The sequence below is a fragment of the Belliella kenyensis genome (genome assembly GCF_022549675.1).
GTDB classification, from domain to species: Bacteria; Bacteroidota; Bacteroidia; order Cytophagales; family Cyclobacteriaceae; genus Belliella; species Belliella kenyensis.
This window is the reverse complement of record NZ_JAKZGR010000010.1, coordinates 42,321-60,960: the sequence shown is the minus strand read 5'-3', so window position 1 is coordinate 60,960 and position 18,640 is coordinate 42,321. Positions and strand designations below refer to the sequence as shown.

The following is an 18,640-nucleotide window of genomic DNA, read 5'->3' as shown; positions in this document are numbered from 1 at the left end:
AATGTCCTAGATTAATCGTTAACTACCAGTTCTTATCCTATAACCTTCTCTAAATTTGCAATTGTTGCAAGAATAGGTTCCGCAATTTTATCAGAAAGTTTATCTAAAAGTTTTTGGGCTTTTCTAGTTAATACAATTGTATACTTAGGCATCTTTTGTTTTTCTACTTTTCAAGTACTCCGAAAATAAAATACGTTCACCTGTATCTTCACTTTTCGCTTTATCATAAAGTTTTACATCTTCCAATTCTTCTAACTCTTCCAAAAGAGCATTGAATTCATTGATAGGCAGTACGACAGAAACTTTCTTCCCTTTGCTGTCAGTAATACATTATGGATTTACAATAAGCATCGTTTATATCTTTTGAAAAAAATAAAATTAAAAGAAAAAGCAATTCAATCACAGCAAGGTTTCAAAAATCACCTGTTATTAGTTTAGAAGCTCTAAACAAAAATAAAAGCTGACCCTGAGCGTCAGCTTTTATTTTTTCACCATATATATGTAACAACCTACTTCACCCCTACCAATCTCACCTCTAACGTCACCTCATCATAGATCACTTTATCTGCAAGATTTTCGAAGTAGTTGCCAGACCTGTATTTGATATCATACTTAGTTCTATCAAACTTGATCGTACCTGCTGCAATTACTTTGTTGCCTTCTTCGCTTACTTTGACAGGAAAAACCACTGGATGAGAAATTCCTTTGATCGTCAAATCACCCTTGATTTCATAGTCTTTTCCATTGCTTGACTTGGCTTCTGTAATCTTCAGGGTAGATTTTTTATGCTTTTCTACGGAGAAAAAATCATCCGACTTCAAATGATCCACAAGGCGCTTATTGGAGTTGGCATCTTTGATGTCTTCCACGGTGATGGTGGTCATATCGATCTCGAAGCTTCCTCCTAGAATTTTACCATTTTCATAATCTAGCTTTGCATCAGCAATGCTAACTTTACCGTAATGCTCACCAGTGACCTTTGCCGCCTTCCAGTCCACTGTACTTTCTGATTTGTTTACAGTCAAATCTTCAATAGGATTTGACAAAAATAATGAGCCCACTATTCCAATGGCTAGGCTCAATGTAGTGAATAATTTCATATTTTGTGATTGGTTTTAAATTAATGGTATTTAGACAGGTAATCCCATGTAGGGTTTAGCCCAAATCCTGACGAATTTATGTATTTTAAAGTAATTATCATTACTATCTAATAAACTCAAAATGAAAAAGCTTCATCAATTTTCACTAATTGCAATACTACTATTTCTTGCCTTTCCAATTACGAGTTTTATCTCCCTTGAGAAAAAGGTCAATGTTATAAAAATCCTAGCTATTGGAAACAGTTTTTCTGAGGATGCCATAGAAAACTATCTATATGATTTAGCTGCATCTGAAAATATTGAACTTGTCATAGGAAATCTATACATAGGTGGAGCATCACTGGATTTGCATTGGCAAAATGCGCAAGAGAACAAGGCCGCTTATGAATACCGCAAAGTAACTAAGCAAGGCAAAGTCGTTTTGAAAAGTACTAAAATTGAAACTGCAATATTGGATGAAGATTGGGATTACATTAGCTTTCAGCAGGTCAGCAATAACTCAGGAAAATATGAAACGTACATAGAGCCTCTATCCAATTTGCTAGCATACACAAAAAGTTTAGCTACCAATTCAGAAGCAAAATATTGGCTACATCAAACTTGGGCATACGCAGAGAACTCTACACATGATGGGTTTTCTAACTATAACCATGATCAGGAGACAATGTATGCGGCAATTACAAACACTGCAAGAAAAGTGAGTAATGCTTTAGGGCTAGATTATGTCGTCCCTTCAGGCACAGCGATTCAAAATGCTAGAAAAACTTTGCTGGGCGACAATTTCACAAGAGATGGTTATCACCTTAGTTATACTATAGGAAGATATACCGCAGCTTCTACTTGGTTTGAGGCTTTGACAGGAATAAGTGTAGTTGGAAATAGTTTTGGCCCAAGCGATATGGACGAAACAGCCTTGAAAATCGCTCAACTGGCAGCGCATGGTGCTATTCTAAATCCAGATGAAGTTACACTGTTAGAAGAATATTTGCCCGAATTAGTTGTAGATTAAAATCTCTCCTGAAATTCAGAAAAAGCTTAAAGCCTTTTTGCTTCTTCCCAATACACATCCATTTCTGCCAGGGTCATGTCTTCGATTTTCTTGCCCGAGGCTTTCGCCGCTTGCTCTAAGTATTGAAAGCGTTTGATAAATTTTAAGTTCGTTTTCTCCAAAGCTTCCTCCGGGTTGATATCAATAAACCTGGCGTAATTGATCAAAGAAAAAAGCAAATCTCCAAATTCTCCTGTAGCCCTTTCTCTATCAATCTCCTGCTCATCTACTGCATTAAACTCAGCTTTGAATTCTTGCATTTCCTCTTCTACCTTTTCCCAAACTTGAGCTTTCTCTTCCCAATCGAACCCTACTCCCCTAGCTTTCTCTTGGATTCGCATGGCTTTGATCAATGCTGGAAGAGATCGAGGAACTCCTCCAAGGACAGATGTATTGCCTTTTTCCTTCAATTTGATTTTTTCCCAATTCTGCTTGACCGCTTCTTCGTCATCTGCTATGGTATCTCCATAGATATGTGGATGTCTCCTGATGAGTTTTTCACAAAGGCTATCGATAACCGTACTGATATCAAACGCCTCCTTTTCCGAACCGATTTTCGCATAAAAAACAATATGCAACAGAATATCTCCGAGCTCCTTTTTGATCTCCTCAAGGTTATCATCTAGAATAGCGTCAGAAAGCTCAAATGTCTCCTCAATAGTCAAATGTCTGAGACTTTGGATAGTTTGCTTTCTATCCCATGGGCACTGCTCACGCAACTCATCCATAATGGTCAGTAAGCGGTCAAATGCTTGCAATTGGGCTGTTCGTGAAGATATTTGATACATAGTGGGGAAACTAATTCGAAAGTGTGGACGTTTGGAAAGTTATCTGTAAATTTGTGCAAATTAATTTGATATGGCAACTTTGTATTTAACTTTGGGATTCATAGCATTATTCTTCATCATGATGTCTGTGAGACTTATATTTCTCAAAAATGGGGAGTTCAAGGGTACTTGTGCTTCGCAGAATCCTTACCTCAACAAAGACGGAGGAACTTGTACCTACTGTGGAAAAACTGTAGATGCTAATAGCAGCTGCGGTAATCCAGACAATGAGGTAGACAAAGTCTTGGCGAAATTCAAATAAACTTTAAGCTTGGTTTTTCAACCCCGAATTTATCGGGAATTTTATACTTTAACTTTAAAAATCACCCTTGTGACTTTAATCAAATCAATTTCTGGTATCCGTGGTACCATAGGAGGGAAACCTGGAGAAGGCTTGACGCCATTGGATGTAGTGAAATTCACCTCAGCTTATGGGGCATGGGTTATTCAAAAGACTGGTAACGCAAAAGTAGTCATCGGTAGAGATGCCCGTATTTCTGGAGAAATGATCAACAAGCTGGTGTCAGCGACTCTCCAAGGCTTGGGAATTGATGTCATAGACCTTGGTCTTAGCACAACTCCTACTGTAGAGCTTGCAGTTCCTCTAGAAAAAGCTGGTGGCGGTATTATTTTGACTGCTAGCCATAACCCAATTCAATGGAATGCTCTGAAACTATTGAATGATAAAGGAGAATTTATCTCTGATTCAGAAGGTAAAGATATCTTAACAAAAGCTGAGCAAGATGATTTCAAATTCGCTGAAGTAAAAAAACTAGGGTCATATACCTTAATAGAGGATTACATCGACAGGCATGTGGCGCATGTATTAGATCTAGAGCTAGTAGACAAGGAAGCTATAGCTGCGAGAAATTTCAAAGTAGTAATCGACTGTGTCAATTCTACGGGAGGTATTGCCTTACCAAAGTTATTGAAAGCATTGGGTGTGGAGCATGTGGAAGAAATGTACTGTACACCAGATGGGCACTTTCCTCACAATCCGGAGCCTTTACCTGAAAACCTTCGAGATATTTCAGAGAAATTGAAAAAAGGAAAGTTTGATTTGGGAATTGTAGTAGATCCAGATGTAGATAGACTATGCTTCATCAATGAGGATGGATCTCCATTCGGTGAAGAATACACGCTAGTAGCAGTAGCCGATTATGTGCTTTCTCAGACTCCTGGCAATACCGTGTCCAACATGAGCTCAACCAGAGCACTTAGAGATGTGACTGAAAAAAGAAAAGGACAATATCAAGCAGCTGCAGTGGGAGAAGTCAATGTCGTGAACAAGATGAAAGAGACCAATGCTGTAATCGGAGGAGAAGGAAATGGTGGAGTAATCTATCCAGAGTCTCATTATGGAAGAGATGCTTTGGTAGGTATTGGTTTGTTTCTAAGCCACCTAGCGAAGTTTGGGAAATCGATCTCAATGCTTCGAGCAAGCTATCCTAACTATCATATTTCGAAAAATAAAATCGAGCTGACTCCTGAAATAGACGTAGATCAGGTCCTAGAAGCAATCAAAAAGAAATATGCCAAACATCCTATCAATGATATAGACGGTGTCAAAATAGAGTTTGACAAAGAGTGGGTTCATTTAAGAAAATCAAATACTGAACCTATTATCCGTATCTACTCGGAATCCGAAAGCTTAGCAACTGCCGAGCATCTAGCAAATAAAATAATATCAGATATCAAAGAAGTAGTCACTGCTTCATAACAATTGGGTTAGGTTTCGAAACCTAGCCCAATTAATCATTTATACCCAGCCCAAATATTACATATCATGAGAGTATATTTCGACAATGCTGCTACCACAGCTATGGATGAAAGGGTGATAGAAGCCATGATCCCATACATGAGAGAGCACTATGGTAATCCGTCCTCTGTGCATAGTCACGGAAGAGAAGTGCGAACAGCCATAGAGCGATCAAGGAAAAAAGTAGCAGAATTACTAAATGCTAGCCCAGCTGAGATTTTTTTCACTTCAGGAGGCACAGAAGCAGACAATACGGCTTTGATCTGTGGCATTCAAACTCATGGTATACAACACGCCATCACCACCCCTATGGAACATCATGCGGTATTGCATACTTTAGAGGAATCCGCAAAGAAAGGCATGGTAAAATTAAGTCTTGTAGAAGTAAATAATCAAGGAGAGATCAACTTAGACCACCTTGAAGATTTGCTCAAATCAAACCCACGAAGCCTGGTCTCTGTGATGCATGCTAATAATGAAATTGGGAACATCAATGATATTCATGCAATCGGAACATTAGCTCAAGAGTATGATGCATTTTTCCATTCTGACACTGTACAGACCATGGGGCATTATGCTCATGATTTGAAAACATTACCCGTAGACGCAATCGTAGCAGGGGGGCACAAGTTTCACGGACCAAAAGGATCAGGATTTCTATTTGTAAGAAAAGAGAAAAAGATCACGCCTTTCATATATGGAGGTGCTCAAGAGAGAAACATGCGTGGAGGGACTGAAAATGTCATCGGCATAGTTGGTGTGGCCAAAGCATTAGAATTAGCCTATGAGGACATGTCTAGCCACCGTAAGCATGTTGAAACGCTAAAACAAAGATTTATTGATCAGCTCAATGAAAATATACCTGGCGTAGCGTACAATGGACTTTCTGCCGATATGGATAGAAGTTTGTACACGGTACTGAACGTAAGCTTTCCGCCTTCTGAAGAAAACAGTGGCATGCTGCTATTCAACCTTGATCTCAATGGTATATCAGCATCAGGTGGGTCTGCTTGTAGCAGTGGGGCGACTGTCGGATCTCATGTATTGAGAGCTTTGGGAGCCAAAGCAGAGAGAGATTCTGTAAGATTTTCTTTTAGCAGGTTCAACACTACCGAAGAAGTAGATTATACAATCACAAAGCTTAAAGAGCTCTACAGTGTCATCGCTTGACTTGGTAAATTCAAAAAATAGATACTCATAAAACCTGACAGGTCATTTGATCAGAAAGTCAATGGTTACTTCTGTGTAATAAACACCTGTCAGGTTTTGATTCTTTAATATTTACTTTCATAGGCAATTCTAATTGCCAGCATAGATTACAAAAACAGTTGGAACTTTGTGAAGGTCTAGGTTTGCTTTTTTCCATTGTTGAATTGTTTTTGTCTGAATCATTTCATCCGAACCAGTCAAATTTTTAGCAATACAAAGTCGGGTATTGGGGTGTAGGTTGTTTTTCAAATCATCAAAAAGGGGGTTATTCCTGAAAGGAGTCTCCATGAATATTTGTGTTCGATTACTTTTGACAGAATCTGACTCAAGTGCCTTTATGGAGGCAATCCTACTTTTTTTATCAATTGGAAGATACCCGTGAAAGGCAAAAGATTGCCCATTGAATCCCGAGCCCATCAAAGCTAAAAACATAGAACTTGGGCCTGAGATTGGCACCACTTGAATACCTTTTTCATGAGCCCAAGCTACAGCAATGGCTCCAGGATCTGCAATTCCCGGGCATCCAGCCTCTGAAATTATTCCCATATCCTTACCCTCCAGTATTGGCTTCATCAATTCTTGAAGCTGTGGGGCACGTGTCTTCTTATTCAAGATTTCAAAATGCAAATCTTCTATAACTACTCCTATTCTCAGGCTACTGATGTACCTTCTTGCTGTACGAAGTTCTTCTACCAAAAAATATTGGGTGTTTTTGACGACTTCTTTGACCTGAGGCGACATGATATACTGAGAGGTATCCTCTGCCAGGCTAGAAGGTATGAGATAAAGCTTGCCTTTCATGCTACAAAGATGCGGATAAAATGCTCATAGATCAAATATTGATCCCTCTACTTGAAGTCTCCAGAAAACCTTAAATCTCTAATAATAGCTGATTTAAAATAACCCTTAGTTGACACTGATAATGTGAAAAAATACCAACACGCTTCTTTTACCGTGATATCCATTCATGAGCCAAATCGGATGGTTTAAGTCAATAATCATCAGTAATTAATAGAACAAATATCCAAACCAAGTTAAAAACACATGCTTTAATTACTGGTAATGCTCAGTATATACATTAAAAAAAGGTATTGAAATAACTTAACTATAATTCATCAAATAACCATAGCTAAGATATCTCAACACCAAATTGGAGACAATAAAACAATCTAAGTGTGTAATTTAGAAACTTACCTGAAAGTATATTTCATACCTATACCCGCCCTGAAGTAATTACCATATTCGGTAGGGAAAATAGGGGATGCTTCCAATAAAAACCCAAAGTTTCTTGTATTGGAAAATGGCTTTACAAGCACTCCCAAAGGAATACCAAGGTAAACTCCATCCCTGTTGCCCTCTGTACCTAAATGAAAACCACTGTAGAAGTTCACCTCATCCTTCTGGACAAAGTTGTACCCAAATGTACCTTCAATTCCGACTCTTCGACCTGTCGAAACCCTAGCCTCTCCAAACATTTTATTGTCTGGATCTGTACCGATAGATGCAAAAGTAGCAGAACTCAACTGTTGAACACCAGCGCTTATCTGGGCCCTGGATTCAGATACCACTGCAAAAAACAGTAGCATTGAAAAGAACATTAATTTTTTCATTGTGTTTGAATAATTAGTATGAACATCCCCTTTTCAAACACTTTGCCAAAAATGATCTTATTTTACATTAAATGACTATTTTTTGCCCTGATTCATTACTTTCAAAGGCAGACTCAATGATTTTGAGCACATTAATGGCCTCGTCCATCTTCACCATCAATGTCTCCTCACCTCGAATTGATTTAGCAAGATTGGAATAAAAATCCCTATAATCTCCTCTTTCAGTCTGAATAGGTTCAATTTTGTCAGCAAAGTAAACTTTACCCCATGCACTTGCATCCTCTACTCCCCAGTCATCACCTTTTGGCGCTATACCTGCCTTCAGTGCTTTTTCTTGTACATCAAGACCATACTTTATGTATGAGCCTTTATATCCTTGAAGCAAAAACTTAGGCATTGGAGCATTACTCAAAACAGATGCCGTCAATCTGACATAGGGCGAATCATAACCCAATATGATATCAAAAAAATCATCAGCTATGGCATTGGCTCTTTGGACCCTGATTTCAGCCTTTACCCACTTCGGCATTCCAAAAAGACACACAGCCTGATCGATCAAATGAGTACCCAAATCATAGGTTATCCCATTGCCTAGATTATCTTTTTCTCTCCAATTATCACTTATTTGAGGTCTAAATCTATCAAAGTGAGACTCAAAATGAACTAGCTTTCCCAATTTCTCTTCATAGATAAGCTTCTGAACTGTCTTGAAATCCCCATCGAGCCTCCTATTTTGAAACACAGACAAGACCCGCCCATTCTCTTTTGCGATGCGCTTCAAAATCATAGCTTCTTGGCTTGAAATGGTAACAGGCTTGTCTACCAAGACATGCTTGCCTCTTTCCAAACACAGTTTTGCTTGCTCAAAATGAAGGTCATTCGGTGTTACGATAACCATCAAGTCAGCTGCATCTGCCTCCAGAAGCGCTTCAAGGCTTCTGTACACTTCCACATGAGGATACTTTACTTTAGATTTTTGCTGAGAACGCTCCACTACAGCACAAAGCTCTAAATAAGGACATGCTTGAATTAAAGGAGCGTGTGTTTTTTCACCAACATTACCAAAGCCAACCAAGGCTGTTCTAATAGGATTCATAAAAATCAAATTACCATATCTGAAACTTTATTCAACAACTCCACTACAGAGTTGACTTTCAGTTTACTATAAATTTTTTTCCTGTGAGACTCAATCGTCAATTGGCTTAAATGCAGACTTTCAGCCATGTCCTTATTGGTCATTCCACTTTTGATGAGCTTTAAGATTTGCATTTCACGTTTTGTAAGTTCATAGCGCATCTTGAAAAGATCATCTACCGGATCTTCGACATTCTGCTTTATCGCCTTCTGAAAATTCATCACGTGGGAATTTTCATAAACCTCACGTATGGTATACTTCAACTCGTCAGGGTCTGCATCTTTGAGTACGTAGGCATCCGCTCCTGCTTTTTGACATTTTTTGAAGATAGGTTCTTCATCATACATGGAGAGCACTATGACTTTTGTGTTTGCAAACTCATTCTTAATAGATTTAATCACATCCTCTCCATTCATTATTGGCATATTCATGTCAGTAATGACCACATCTACAGTATTGGTTTTTAAGAAATTCATAAGCTCTTGACCATTAAAAAACACGCCTTCTACATGGAAGTCTTCCTCATCGTATAGGATACTTTCTATACCTTTTACAAACATTCTATGGTCATCAGCTAAAGCTAATCTAATCATTGGGTGATCAATTTTATCCAAAAGATAACTTAAATCATTGAACTTGGCAATTTAAGTTTGATTTGAGTACCTTTTTGTAATTCGGAGTTGATTAGTATCGTACCTCCTATCATCTCCATTCTTTTGCTCAAGTTGAGTAAACCAGAACCTTCACAGGAAGATCCTATTTCAAAACCTAGTCCATCATCTGAAACCAGTATTTGAACATGATCAGGAAAATAATGGATCTTCAAAATGATTAATGAAGGCTTGGCATGTTTGATTGCATTGTTGAGACACTCTTGAATCACTCTGATAAGCACGAGTTTTTTCGAATTATCAATTTCAAAAGCATGACCAATATTTTCGAATTCTACTTTGCAAAAGTCAAGTGCTTCTAGCTTAGCAAGTTCCCTCTTAATAAAATCATCAATACTAACATGGCTCACCCAGTCAAGGTTGAGAGATTTTGACAATCCTCGTACTTCCTTGATCACTTGATTGAGCAATGATTTAGCTTCTATAGATTTCTCGGGCTTGTTGCTACTGAGCGTCAGTTTGGTCAAAGAAAGCAATTGACCAATATTATCGTGAAGTTCGCGCCCTACATGGGTTAATGTATCCTCTTGGATTTCCTTCTCTACACGCAGCATAGTTTTGTCAAACTCCGATTGTAATGCGTCTATCTTTTGAATATGTTCTAGTTGACGTTTTCGATGAAGCAGAGCCATCAATACTATAAATGAACCCATCAGTAGCGTCAGGACAAATCCCAAAAGAATAATAAGAAATATACTCGGTGCTCCTTCTGTCATGATTGGTAATAAAGCTGCAGGTAAAAATACCTAATTTTTGCTTTGATAACAATTTCCCTAATTCAAAGTATCATTTGAATTCTTTTTTGAGAATAAAGGAAGGTATAATGCTATCCCCATACCTAGGTACATTGTCACTGACATGAATTGCACTAGACGGGTTAATAAGTAACTGAGAGACCTATCTAACTCTATTACAAAAGTTAACGAGGAAAAGTATAAAAACGTAGTCGTATAAAAAAGTAGGATCATTACCATAATCCAAAATACAGGATCAAACGAAAGCCTTTCCGAACTATAATTATCCAAAACAGAAACTCTAAAAAAATAGAGAAATGAAAAGAAAATAATCATCAAACTACCCAATGAAAATGATAAGGAATGAAAAGTATAAATACTCTCAAATAAAACAGTATAAAGAGTTCCCCAAATACCAAAAGCAACCATTCCTATTTTGATCAACAACTTTTCTCTCAATGAATGGAACACAACTAAGAAAAAAGTAAGAATCAAGAGTGTCTCTACATAGACAAAGAAAACATTGTATAAATACTGGTTATTGATTTTCCTTTACACCAATTTAAGTCAGCTGCCTATTGTTGATTCTAGACAGAATGGGCAGATAAAATACCAAACCCATACCTAAATACATTGTCATCGCCATGATCTTCACTAAATATCCTAGTGTAAAGCTAAACTCCTTATCTAATTCGATCACCATTAGAAATGATGAAAAGTAAAGAAATGTAGTAGCATAGAACAAAAAAATTAAAACCATCAGCCAAAATATGGGATTCAATGAAAGCCTATCCAAATTCTGTATTTCAAAAATAAAAATCCTGAAAAAATAATAGATTGAAAACAAGATGATCATAAAGCTCCCTATCGAGAAAGATATAGAATGAAAGGTATAAATATTCTCAATAAATAAAGCATAAACTAATCCCCAAGTAGCGAAAACAAGCATTGAAGCTTTTATTATTATCTTTTCTTTTTCTGAGTGAAATACTTTTAAGAAAAAAAACAGGATCAAAAGTGTTTCGAGGTAAACAAAAAAAATATTGTACAAATGAACATTGATCTTACCATTTCTTGCCATTAGAAACCCTGTAGTCTCTAATGAAATAGCCAAGCAAAGAATTGTAAAAATTGATTTGTGTTCTTTAACATAGTTGTGTCTTCTGAAGAAATGGGGGATGCTCAAGAGAAAACCCAACAGAATTAATCCAATATACAATTCAATTATTGACATCTTTACTCATTATCTTCTACAGTGCAATCAGGTGGGCATATCACGCCACCATTCCAGCCACCATCTTCTTCTGAAAACTTAACTTCTTCCAGACCTTTCTCTACCTTATTAGCTGGAACCAAAACTAGCGAAATTCTACCAATGTATGCTTCTTTTTTCTTGCAATCTTTAGGTAAGCAATTTATCGTTTCTTCATCGTATTGTCCAAAATACATCTTAAGACCACCGACTTTCCCACGCGGATCTGCATGAGCAAGAGCCGCTTCGATGGTCTCTCTATCAAACCAAACCCAATTAGTTTGTTCATTTATGGATTTCCCGTGAGAATTTATACCAGGATTATTGATTTTCCCGTGCTTTCTGTAATATGCTCTAAATTTTTTAAATGTTACTTTTTTCATTTTACTCTACTTTAGTGGTTTCAAGAAATACTTCTTGATTGATATTGAAACTTGATGAGCGGAACTAAAAAGGAGAACCCAAATGATAAATACATGAGAGATGCAATAAACCTATTGAACCCGAACAAGAGCTTTACATTTGCAACAACAATTTCTGGATAAAATTGGTAAGTACCAAATAGAACAATCGCCTCTATGTAAAAAAACAAAATAGTAGTAACTATCCAAAAATGTGGCACTTCAAGTAGATTCCTGTCTGCATACATTTTCAATGTCAATACCTTATATAAAAAATACATGGACAAAAACACTATAAATATGGCAAAAGGCAAAAAACTAAAATATTGAAAGGTGAAAATAATATTCTGGTAAAAAATCGAATTAAATAAACCCCAAGAAAAAAATAAAATAGTCACCCATCGAATAAGTTTCTTTTCACGCTGGGTAAGTTGAAAAGAATAAAAATAAAAAATCAATAAAAGCGATTCGACATACACCCACCCTATGTTATACAACAACGAATTATTGATACTTCTACGAGAAGTATAATATCCTGCAACTTCCATTATTGATACTAAAATCAATATGATCAAAATAACATTGTGATTTTTGAATTTTGGTTTGTTTTTGACTCCCCAATAAAAAAGTGAAGCAAAAAGGCCCATGCCTATGCAGATAAGATAAAAAACCATAGTTCATATGTTTATTACCTCAAAGGTACGAGCAATCGACAGCCTAAAAAATACCCTGATCAGGGTATTTTTTTAAGGATATCGTAACAATTTCAAGATTTCTTACTTGAAAATTGACATAAATCAAGAAAGGGAGTCCTTCTGGACTCCCTTTCTACTGTCTAATATCTTTGACCTGATAAGATCAAAACTTATAATTTTTACGCTGGTTTTTTAGCACTTTCAGCATTTTCACTTTCTATCTCTCTCTTCATCAAATCCACCACTACTGGAGTAGCGATATATATAGAAGAGTAAGTACCCACAACGATACCGACCAACAAAGCAAATGAGAATCCTCTAAGCACTTCTCCACCAAAGATCAATAGTACAAGTACTACGACCAAAGTAGTGAACGATGTAATCAATGTTCTAGCCATGGTCTGATTGATGGCATCGTTGAACATTTTCACGAGCTTAGATGTACCTCTATTCTCAATATTTTCCCTGATTCTGTCAAATACAATCACCGTATCATTGATAGAGTAACCTACTACTGTCAAGACTGCTGCAATAAATACTTGGTCGATCTCAAAAGTGGCACCTAATGCACTTGCAATAGCAAAAGCTGCAATCACAAAGAACACATCGTGGATCAAGGCAATGATCGATCCTAAAGAGAACTGCCACTTACGGAATCTTAACAAAATGTATAAGAAGATTGCAATCAAAGCGAAGAACATCGCTTCTGCCGATGAATTTTTGATATCATCAGCAACTGTAGCGCCTACTTTAGAAGTACCTGTAATAGAAAACTGTCCATCACTCATGTTTTCGGCATCTCTAGTATAGCTCAATCCAGTAACTGTAGCTATACCTTCTCTTACTTTCGTTTCTACTTCGGCATTTGAAGCATCATCATCTTCATTGATCAAGTAAGAAGTAGTTACTTTCAAAATATTGTTTCCACCAAAGGTCTTCACTTCAACAGATCCATCAAACTCACCATCCAAACCTACTTTCAAATCTGAGGTAGCGACTGGCTGTGTAAACTCAACGATGTACGATCTACCACCTGTAAAATCTACCCCAAACTTAAGCCCATTGATCAAGGCTACCGCCATACCAATGATGATGAAACCAGTAGAGAAGAGGTAAGCAACTTTACGCTTACTCAAGAAATCAATGTTCAACTCACTCAAGACATTTTTCGCCAATGGTGAAGAGAAAGAGATACTTGCTTTGTCACCTTTTCCTTTGCTCATCCAGTACACAATCACTCTTGTGATAAATACCGCTGAGAAGAAGGAGGAAGCTATACCGATCATTAATACGATTGCAAAACCTTTCACTGGACCTTGACCCAAAGCATATAGGATAGCACCAGTCAAGAATGTAGTCACATTTGAATCTAGAATTGCAGAGAATGCTTTTCCATAACCTTCGTTGATCGCTGCTAGCAAGCCTGAACCATTACGTAGCTCTTCTTTGATCCTCTCAAATATCAAGACGTTTGCATCAATCGACATACCTATGGTCAATACAATACCTGCAATACCCGGAAGGGTTAGTGCAGCGCCAAGCTGTGCCAAGATACCCAAGATAAAGAATACGTTGAATACCAACGCTGCAATAGCCACAAATCCACCTTTGGAGTAGTAAGCTACCATGAACAACACTACCAATACCAAGCCCGCGATCATAGAAATCACACCTTGGTTACTTGCTTCTTTACCTAATGTAGGCCCCACAAACGCCTCTTCTACAATCTTGGTAGGTGCAGGCAAGCTACCTGACTTAAGGATGTTCGCCAAATCTTTAGCTTCATCCAAACTGAAGTTACCTGTGATTTCAGATTGACCAGAAGGAATTTCACCTTGTACAGTGGGTGCGGTATATACATAATCATCAAGTACCACTGCGATTCTTTTACCAATGTTCTCACCAGTAACTTTTCTCCATTTTCTAGCACCATCTGCATTCATTTGCATGCTGACAGCTGGTCTAGATGTCTGATCCAAAGTTTGTCTAGCATCTGTGATCACATCACCTTCCATTAGGGCTTGGTCAGAGTTACGCGGTACTCTAACACCGTAAAGCTCCAATAACTCCATGTTATCACTTTTGGTAGGCTTCACTGCCCATAGGAATTTCACATCTCTAGGAAGCAAAGACTTCACATCCTCTCTCGCTAGGATTCTATTGATAGTCACAGTATCCCTCATTTCATAGACTAAGGCATAATTAGCTTTGGTCAATGCAAAGATTGGTGATACTTCAGATGAGAAATCTAAATCCTCATTGTCTGACAATTGTCTTTCAAGCTCTGAAGCACTGTCTTCAGCAGCCTCAGCATCGTCTGAATCCTCTTCTGTTTTTTCTTGAACAGGGGTTGTTTCACCTTTCTTGGCTTTAGTTTCAGCCACTAGCATTGAGTTCACAGCTTCAAGCTCACCTAAGTAATCATTGATCTCAGCAACTTCCCAAAACTGTAGCTTAGCCACTCCTTGAAGCAAGTTTCTCACACGTTCCTGATTATCCACACCTGGAAGTTCGATTTGAATTCTACCAGTTCCTTGGATTCTTTGGATGTTTGGCTGCGATGTACCAAATCTATCTACCCTTGTTCTCAAGATATTGAATGACCTTTCGATTGCATTCTCAATCTCTGCATCGATGATCCCTAAGATATCAGAGTCAGAAGATTCTAGAGAGATTCTTCCTCTATTAGCAGCGGTAGCAAATACTGTGTTAAGCTTTTTGCCTCCAGATTTAGCTTGCCAAGCATTATTGAAAAGATCTACAAATTTTTGATTCGAGGTTTTAGCAGCTTCAGTTGCTTCCTCTAGGGCAGCATTGAACATTGGGTCTTTACTGTTACCAGCAAGTCCTTTGACAATCTCCACTGGGGAAACCTCAAGGGTGACGTGCATACCACCTTGAAGATCAAGACCAAGACCAAGCTCAGTTTCTTTGATTTCTTTGTATGTGAATTTTGCACCCAAGAAGTTGTACACTGGCTCTCTGTAAATGGAGTCCAAGTAAGCTTGCTTCTTGTTGAAATCGACATTACCCACTTCATCAGTGGCATATTCAACAGCCTTTTGCTGGATGTTGCTTGATACAAATGTGAATGACAAGTAGTAAAGGCAGAGCGCCGTCACAATGACTGTCAAAAACACAATAACACCTTGGTTACGCATAGTAATAGTATAATTATAGATTGATTTTTTGAAATGGATAAATAGACTTAAAGCTACATCATGCAGATGAAGCTACAAAAGTAAAATGGAGAAGGTTGTTGCTTAGGGTGCGTTGGTAGAGATGATTCTTTCAAAAAGTACTTCCCTAAATGTAAGGTTACTTACAATGCTTAAATTTGAATTGAATGTGGAAATCCTCTCAAAATCAAGGATCTCATATATAACATAAAAAGTAGATTGGGCTATTGTGGTCACAAATGGAACCACTGCATCTACCGCTACATCTAAAAACGTTTGATTTGGATTAGATTCTTTGGATTCTTTTGATGACTCAGTCTTTGTTTGATCATCGCGAACATCACTAGGAAAATATTCCATTCCAGATACCAGCATGCAAAAAAACAGAACCATCACCAAGGTGATTCGCTGTCTAATTAGGCTGTATTTCTGATCTGATTGCTTCATTGAGGAACAAATATATGAAAAATTGTATATTTCAATCACTCCTAGGTTTTAAAATTAAATTAAATGCTTATTTAAACCCCTCAAAATGATCACATTCTAGCCCTCATGTAAGTTTTGATTACATCTAGTGCTTTTTCAAAACTCCTGTTGTTTGGCACAATGATGTCTGCATCATGCTTGAATGGTTCGATGTATTTTTCATAAGTTGGCATCACATGGCTCTCGTATCTGTACAAAACATCATCCAAATCATAGCCACGCTCTACTTTATCCCTTACGATTCTTCTTTTGAGCTTGATGTATTCTTTGGCATCTATAAATACTTTTAGATCAAGTAAATTGGCAAGCTCTGGGTAGTATAGTACAAAGATTCCCTCCACTACCACCACAGGGGAAGGAGCAAACTCTAATGTTTTTGGCTTTTTGTTGGGATTGTTAAAAGTATACTCTTGCCTGTAGACAGTCTCTCCAGCTTGAAGTTTTTTGATATCAGCAGCATATTCTTCAAAGTCAATTGAATTTGGGGTATCAAAATTATGTACTCCTTTATCATCAATTGGTTGCTGATGTCTGGGCTTGTAATAATTGTCCTGTGAAATCAGGCACACTTGATTGGGTTCAAATGAATGGAGAAGCTTGTCTAGAAAAAGTGTCTTCCCAGAAGCACTTCCTCCAGTAATTCCAACAATAAACGGTTTACTCATAAGGGACAAAATTAATGAATTATTTCAAAAACTTCACCAAAGCCTCTACAGCTTTACCTCTATGGCTTATTTTATTCTTTTCTGCCAAGCTCAATTCGGCAAAAGTTTTATCATATCCTTCTGGCCTAAAAATAGGATCATAGCCAAAACCTCCATCTCCTGTCCGCTTATCCAAAATAACCCCATCTACCTGGCCTTCAAAGCTATGCTCTTCACCATCCAAGATCAATGCTATCACAGTCCTAAATCTAGCCTTGCGATTTGAAACTCCCTCCAAGTTGCTAAGTAACTTGTCGATATTTCTCTCATCACTTCTAGGCTCACCTGCATACCTTCCTGAATATACTCCAGGAGCACCATCAAGTGCTTCTACCTCAAGACCTGTATCATCTGCAAAACAATCTACCCCATAATTATCCTTTACATATCTCGCTTTTTGGAAGGCATTGTGATCCAAAGTGTCCCCAGTCTCTGGTAATTCCTCTTGACAACCTATCTCTTCGAGCGAAACTATTGTAAAAGACGAACCTAAAGCAGCCTTTACTTCTTCTATCTTTTTCTTGTTATTGGTAGCAAAGCATATTTTCATTCGGTAAATTTAAATACAAAATCTTCGAGAGACAACTTAAAGCTTGACTCGTCCTAACCGATGACATCAAAACAATCATCTCAACTATCGAATTTTGAATCTCTTCTTGTCTTGACACTTGCCTCTTGCCTCTTGTGTCTTGTATCTTGTTTCTTGTGCCTTGTATCTTGTTTCTTGTGTCTAATCTCTCTGGGTTAAAACCCAGCACTAAGATGTCGGTAGTTCTTACAGGACTCATCAATTTGATTGTTTCTTTAACATATCTGACACTTGCTTCTGGGCTTGTCTTGCATCTTGGCTCTTAGCTTTTGTTTCTCACTCGTTTCTCGTCTCTAATCTCTCGCCTCTTCTCTCACTACCCTTTCTTCTCCACCAGCAAACCGGTAATTTCATTCATGGCTTTCACTTTATATTCAAAATCACCTTTGAGCGTATCGCGATATGCATTGAGATTCTCAAGCAAGTCGTCTACTTCTTCTGGGAGTACTTCTTCCAGAAGCTGTCTAAGTCTTTTGGCTGTTGTAGGAGATTTGCCATTGGTGCTTATGGCAATCTTCAGGTTTCCTTTTGTCACAATTCCCCCCAAATAAAAATCACATAGATTCGGTGTGTCGGCCACATTTACGAGAAGGAACCTCTCTTTAGCTTCATCACGAATTTGCTTATTGATTTCAGGAAAATTTGTGGCCGCAATCACAATGTGTTTGCCTCCAAGGTATTTTTCTTGATACTCATCCTGAATCAAAGTGACATTGGGTGCTGACTCCGCTATCTCCAAAAACTCATCATTGAATTCCTTAGAAACTGCTGTCACCTGAGCTTTAGGACTACTTTTGAGTAAAAAAGTCAATTTTTCAGTCCCCACAAACCCTCCACCAACTAGCAGAAAATTGAGTTCATGCGCTTTAAGGAAGATTGGATATAATTGATTTTTAGACATGAGATATGGGATGCTTGATAACTTGTCCGCTGTGGCGGTTGGGACTTTAGATTTTAGATGCTTTGCAAAGAGAGATCATTCTTAGAAATATCTGATTATACGCTTTTTTGCCAGTAACTTCAATTCATTGGCTCAATCGGTTCTTAATGGTCAATATCCATAAGTATCCAATATCAATTTATATCGGAAGTTAGATAAATCGGAATTTTGTAATGTTATTGGCAAAGTTCCGTATATCCATATAGAAATATGCCTTTGGCGAAATTTTTTGAAATAGAAATCGATGAATATTTGCCCTGGGATATTGAAATACAATCCAAGAAACTGGATAGAAATAAAA

18 protein-coding genes are annotated in these 18,640 nt (G+C 37.7%); 4 read left to right on the top strand and 14 right to left on the bottom strand.

The window, feature by feature from the left end:
* Positions 1-509: 509 nt before the first annotated feature.
* Positions 510-1,100: a YceI family protein gene (locus tag MM214_RS11755; RefSeq protein ID WP_241295675.1), complete on the bottom strand. Its 591-nt coding sequence runs from the start codon at positions 1,098-1,100 to the stop codon at positions 510-512.
* Between the two features lie 121 nt (positions 1,101-1,221).
* Here MM214_RS11755 and MM214_RS11750 point away from each other — a divergent pair, with 121 nt between their 5' ends.
* A complete protein-coding gene (locus MM214_RS11750) occupies positions 1,222-2,109 on the top strand; it encodes a DUF4886 domain-containing protein (protein WP_241295674.1) in 888 nt (295 codons plus the stop codon).
* Between the two features lie 26 nt (positions 2,110-2,135).
* Here MM214_RS11750 and mazG read toward each other — a convergent pair whose 3' ends face one another.
* The gene (mazG, locus tag MM214_RS11745) at positions 2,136-2,936 is read right to left on the bottom strand and encodes a nucleoside triphosphate pyrophosphohydrolase (protein WP_241295673.1); all 801 of its coding nucleotides are present in this window, start codon (positions 2,934-2,936) and stop codon (positions 2,136-2,138) included.
* Between the two features lie 70 nt (positions 2,937-3,006).
* On the opposite strand from mazG, the gene MM214_RS11740 reads away from it, so the two are divergent.
* The 3 genes from MM214_RS11740 (at position 3,007) to MM214_RS11730 (ending at position 5,904) form a co-directional block, all read left to right on the top strand.
* Complete coding sequence (locus tag MM214_RS11740) at positions 3,007-3,237, top strand: hypothetical protein (protein ID WP_076497691.1); 231 nt, start codon at positions 3,007-3,009, stop codon at positions 3,235-3,237.
* A 69-nt stretch (positions 3,238-3,306) separates the two neighbouring features.
* A complete protein-coding gene (gene glmM, locus MM214_RS11735; RefSeq protein ID WP_241295671.1) occupies positions 3,307-4,695 on the top strand; it encodes a phosphoglucosamine mutase in 1,389 nt (462 codons plus the stop codon).
* Between the two features lie 66 nt (positions 4,696-4,761).
* A complete protein-coding gene (locus tag MM214_RS11730) occupies positions 4,762-5,904 on the top strand; it encodes a cysteine desulfurase family protein (RefSeq protein WP_241295669.1) in 1,143 nt (380 codons plus the stop codon).
* 129 nt (positions 5,905-6,033) lie between these two features.
* On the opposite strand, the gene MM214_RS11725 is transcribed toward MM214_RS11730, so the two are convergent.
* The 12 genes from MM214_RS11725 to MM214_RS11670 all read right to left on the bottom strand — a co-directional run bounded on the left by MM214_RS11725 (position 6,034) and on the right by MM214_RS11670 (position 18,300).
* Complete coding sequence (locus tag MM214_RS11725; RefSeq protein ID WP_241295667.1) at positions 6,034-6,744, bottom strand: SAM-dependent methyltransferase; 711 nt, start codon at positions 6,742-6,744, stop codon at positions 6,034-6,036.
* A gap of 389 nt (positions 6,745-7,133) precedes the next feature.
* Positions 7,134-7,553, bottom strand: coding sequence for an outer membrane insertion C- signal (locus tag MM214_RS11720; protein WP_241295666.1), 420 nt, complete (start codon positions 7,551-7,553; stop codon positions 7,134-7,136).
* A gap of 67 nt (positions 7,554-7,620) precedes the next feature.
* Positions 7,621-8,649: a Gfo/Idh/MocA family oxidoreductase gene (locus MM214_RS11715; RefSeq protein ID WP_241295665.1), complete on the bottom strand. Its 1,029-nt coding sequence runs from the start codon at positions 8,647-8,649 to the stop codon at positions 7,621-7,623.
* A gap of 5 nt (positions 8,650-8,654) precedes the next feature.
* Positions 8,655-9,281 carry a response regulator gene (locus MM214_RS11710; protein WP_241295664.1) on the bottom strand — a complete coding sequence of 209 codons (627 nt, stop codon included), beginning with the start codon at positions 9,279-9,281 and terminating at the stop codon, positions 8,655-8,657.
* A 29-nt stretch (positions 9,282-9,310) separates the two neighbouring features.
* A complete protein-coding gene (locus MM214_RS11705) occupies positions 9,311-10,075 on the bottom strand; it encodes a sensor histidine kinase (protein WP_241295662.1) in 765 nt (254 codons plus the stop codon).
* A 580-nt stretch (positions 10,076-10,655) separates the two neighbouring features.
* Positions 10,656-10,853, bottom strand: coding sequence for a hypothetical protein (locus MM214_RS11700; RefSeq protein ID WP_241295660.1), 198 nt, complete (start codon positions 10,851-10,853; stop codon positions 10,656-10,658).
* Between the two features lie 476 nt (positions 10,854-11,329).
* On the bottom strand, positions 11,330-11,728 hold the full coding sequence (locus tag MM214_RS11695; RefSeq protein WP_241295658.1) for a hypothetical protein: 399 nt from the start codon (positions 11,726-11,728) through the stop codon (positions 11,330-11,332).
* Positions 11,729-12,620: 892 nt separating this feature from the next.
* Positions 12,621-15,602, bottom strand: coding sequence for a protein translocase subunit SecDF (gene secDF / locus MM214_RS11690; protein ID WP_241295656.1), 2,982 nt, complete (start codon positions 15,600-15,602; stop codon positions 12,621-12,623).
* A 102-nt stretch (positions 15,603-15,704) separates the two neighbouring features.
* Positions 15,705-16,067 carry a hypothetical protein gene (locus MM214_RS11685; RefSeq protein ID WP_241295654.1) on the bottom strand — a complete coding sequence of 121 codons (363 nt, stop codon included), beginning with the start codon at positions 16,065-16,067 and terminating at the stop codon, positions 15,705-15,707.
* Between the two features lie 89 nt (positions 16,068-16,156).
* Positions 16,157-16,771 carry a uridine kinase gene (udk, locus tag MM214_RS11680; RefSeq protein WP_241295653.1) on the bottom strand — a complete coding sequence of 205 codons (615 nt, stop codon included), beginning with the start codon at positions 16,769-16,771 and terminating at the stop codon, positions 16,157-16,159.
* Between the two features lie 19 nt (positions 16,772-16,790).
* The gene (locus MM214_RS11675; RefSeq protein ID WP_241295652.1) at positions 16,791-17,360 is read right to left on the bottom strand and encodes a non-canonical purine NTP diphosphatase; all 570 of its coding nucleotides are present in this window, start codon (positions 17,358-17,360) and stop codon (positions 16,791-16,793) included.
* A 355-nt stretch (positions 17,361-17,715) separates the two neighbouring features.
* The gene (locus MM214_RS11670; RefSeq protein ID WP_241295651.1) at positions 17,716-18,300 is read right to left on the bottom strand and encodes a precorrin-2 dehydrogenase/sirohydrochlorin ferrochelatase family protein; all 585 of its coding nucleotides are present in this window, start codon (positions 18,298-18,300) and stop codon (positions 17,716-17,718) included.
* Positions 18,301-18,640 lie beyond the last annotated feature (340 nt).

Excerpts from the sequence above, each read along its gene's own strand:
- MM214_RS11720 (WP_241295666.1), bottom strand. The coding sequence starts at position 7,553 with ATGAAAAAATTAATGTTCTTTTCAATGCTACTGTTTTTTGCAGTGGTA.
- MM214_RS11710 (WP_241295664.1), bottom strand. The coding sequence starts at position 9,281 with ATGATTAGATTAGCTTTAGCTGATGACCATAGAATGTTTGTAAAAGGT.
- mazG (WP_241295673.1), bottom strand. The coding sequence starts at position 2,936 with ATGTATCAAATATCTTCACGAACAGCCCAATTGCAAGCATTTGACCGC.
- MM214_RS11675 (WP_241295652.1), bottom strand. The coding sequence starts at position 17,360 with ATGAAAATATGCTTTGCTACCAATAACAAGAAAAAGATAGAAGAAGTA.
- secDF (WP_241295656.1), bottom strand. The coding sequence starts at position 15,602 with ATGCGTAACCAAGGTGTTATTGTGTTTTTGACAGTCATTGTGACGGCG.
- MM214_RS11700 (WP_241295660.1), bottom strand. The coding sequence starts at position 10,853 with ATGGTTTTAATTTTTTTGTTCTATGCTACTACATTTCTTTACTTTTCA.
- MM214_RS11740 (WP_076497691.1), top strand. The coding sequence starts at position 3,007 with ATGGCAACTTTGTATTTAACTTTGGGATTCATAGCATTATTCTTCATC.
- udk (WP_241295653.1), bottom strand. The coding sequence starts at position 16,771 with ATGAGTAAACCGTTTATTGTTGGAATTACTGGAGGAAGTGCTTCTGGG.
- MM214_RS11670 (WP_241295651.1), bottom strand. The coding sequence starts at position 18,300 with ATGTCTAAAAATCAATTATATCCAATCTTCCTTAAAGCGCATGAACTC.
- MM214_RS11705 (WP_241295662.1), bottom strand. The coding sequence starts at position 10,075 with ATGACAGAAGGAGCACCGAGTATATTTCTTATTATTCTTTTGGGATTT.
- MM214_RS11715 (WP_241295665.1), bottom strand. The coding sequence starts at position 8,649 with ATGAATCCTATTAGAACAGCCTTGGTTGGCTTTGGTAATGTTGGTGAA.
- MM214_RS11755 (WP_241295675.1), bottom strand. The coding sequence starts at position 1,100 with ATGAAATTATTCACTACATTGAGCCTAGCCATTGGAATAGTGGGCTCA.
- MM214_RS11730 (WP_241295669.1), top strand. The coding sequence starts at position 4,762 with ATGAGAGTATATTTCGACAATGCTGCTACCACAGCTATGGATGAAAGG.
- MM214_RS11725 (WP_241295667.1), bottom strand. The coding sequence starts at position 6,744 with ATGAAAGGCAAGCTTTATCTCATACCTTCTAGCCTGGCAGAGGATACC.
- MM214_RS11750 (WP_241295674.1), top strand. The coding sequence starts at position 1,222 with ATGAAAAAGCTTCATCAATTTTCACTAATTGCAATACTACTATTTCTT.
- MM214_RS11685 (WP_241295654.1), bottom strand. The coding sequence starts at position 16,067 with ATGAAGCAATCAGATCAGAAATACAGCCTAATTAGACAGCGAATCACC.
- MM214_RS11695 (WP_241295658.1), bottom strand. The coding sequence starts at position 11,728 with ATGAAAAAAGTAACATTTAAAAAATTTAGAGCATATTACAGAAAGCAC.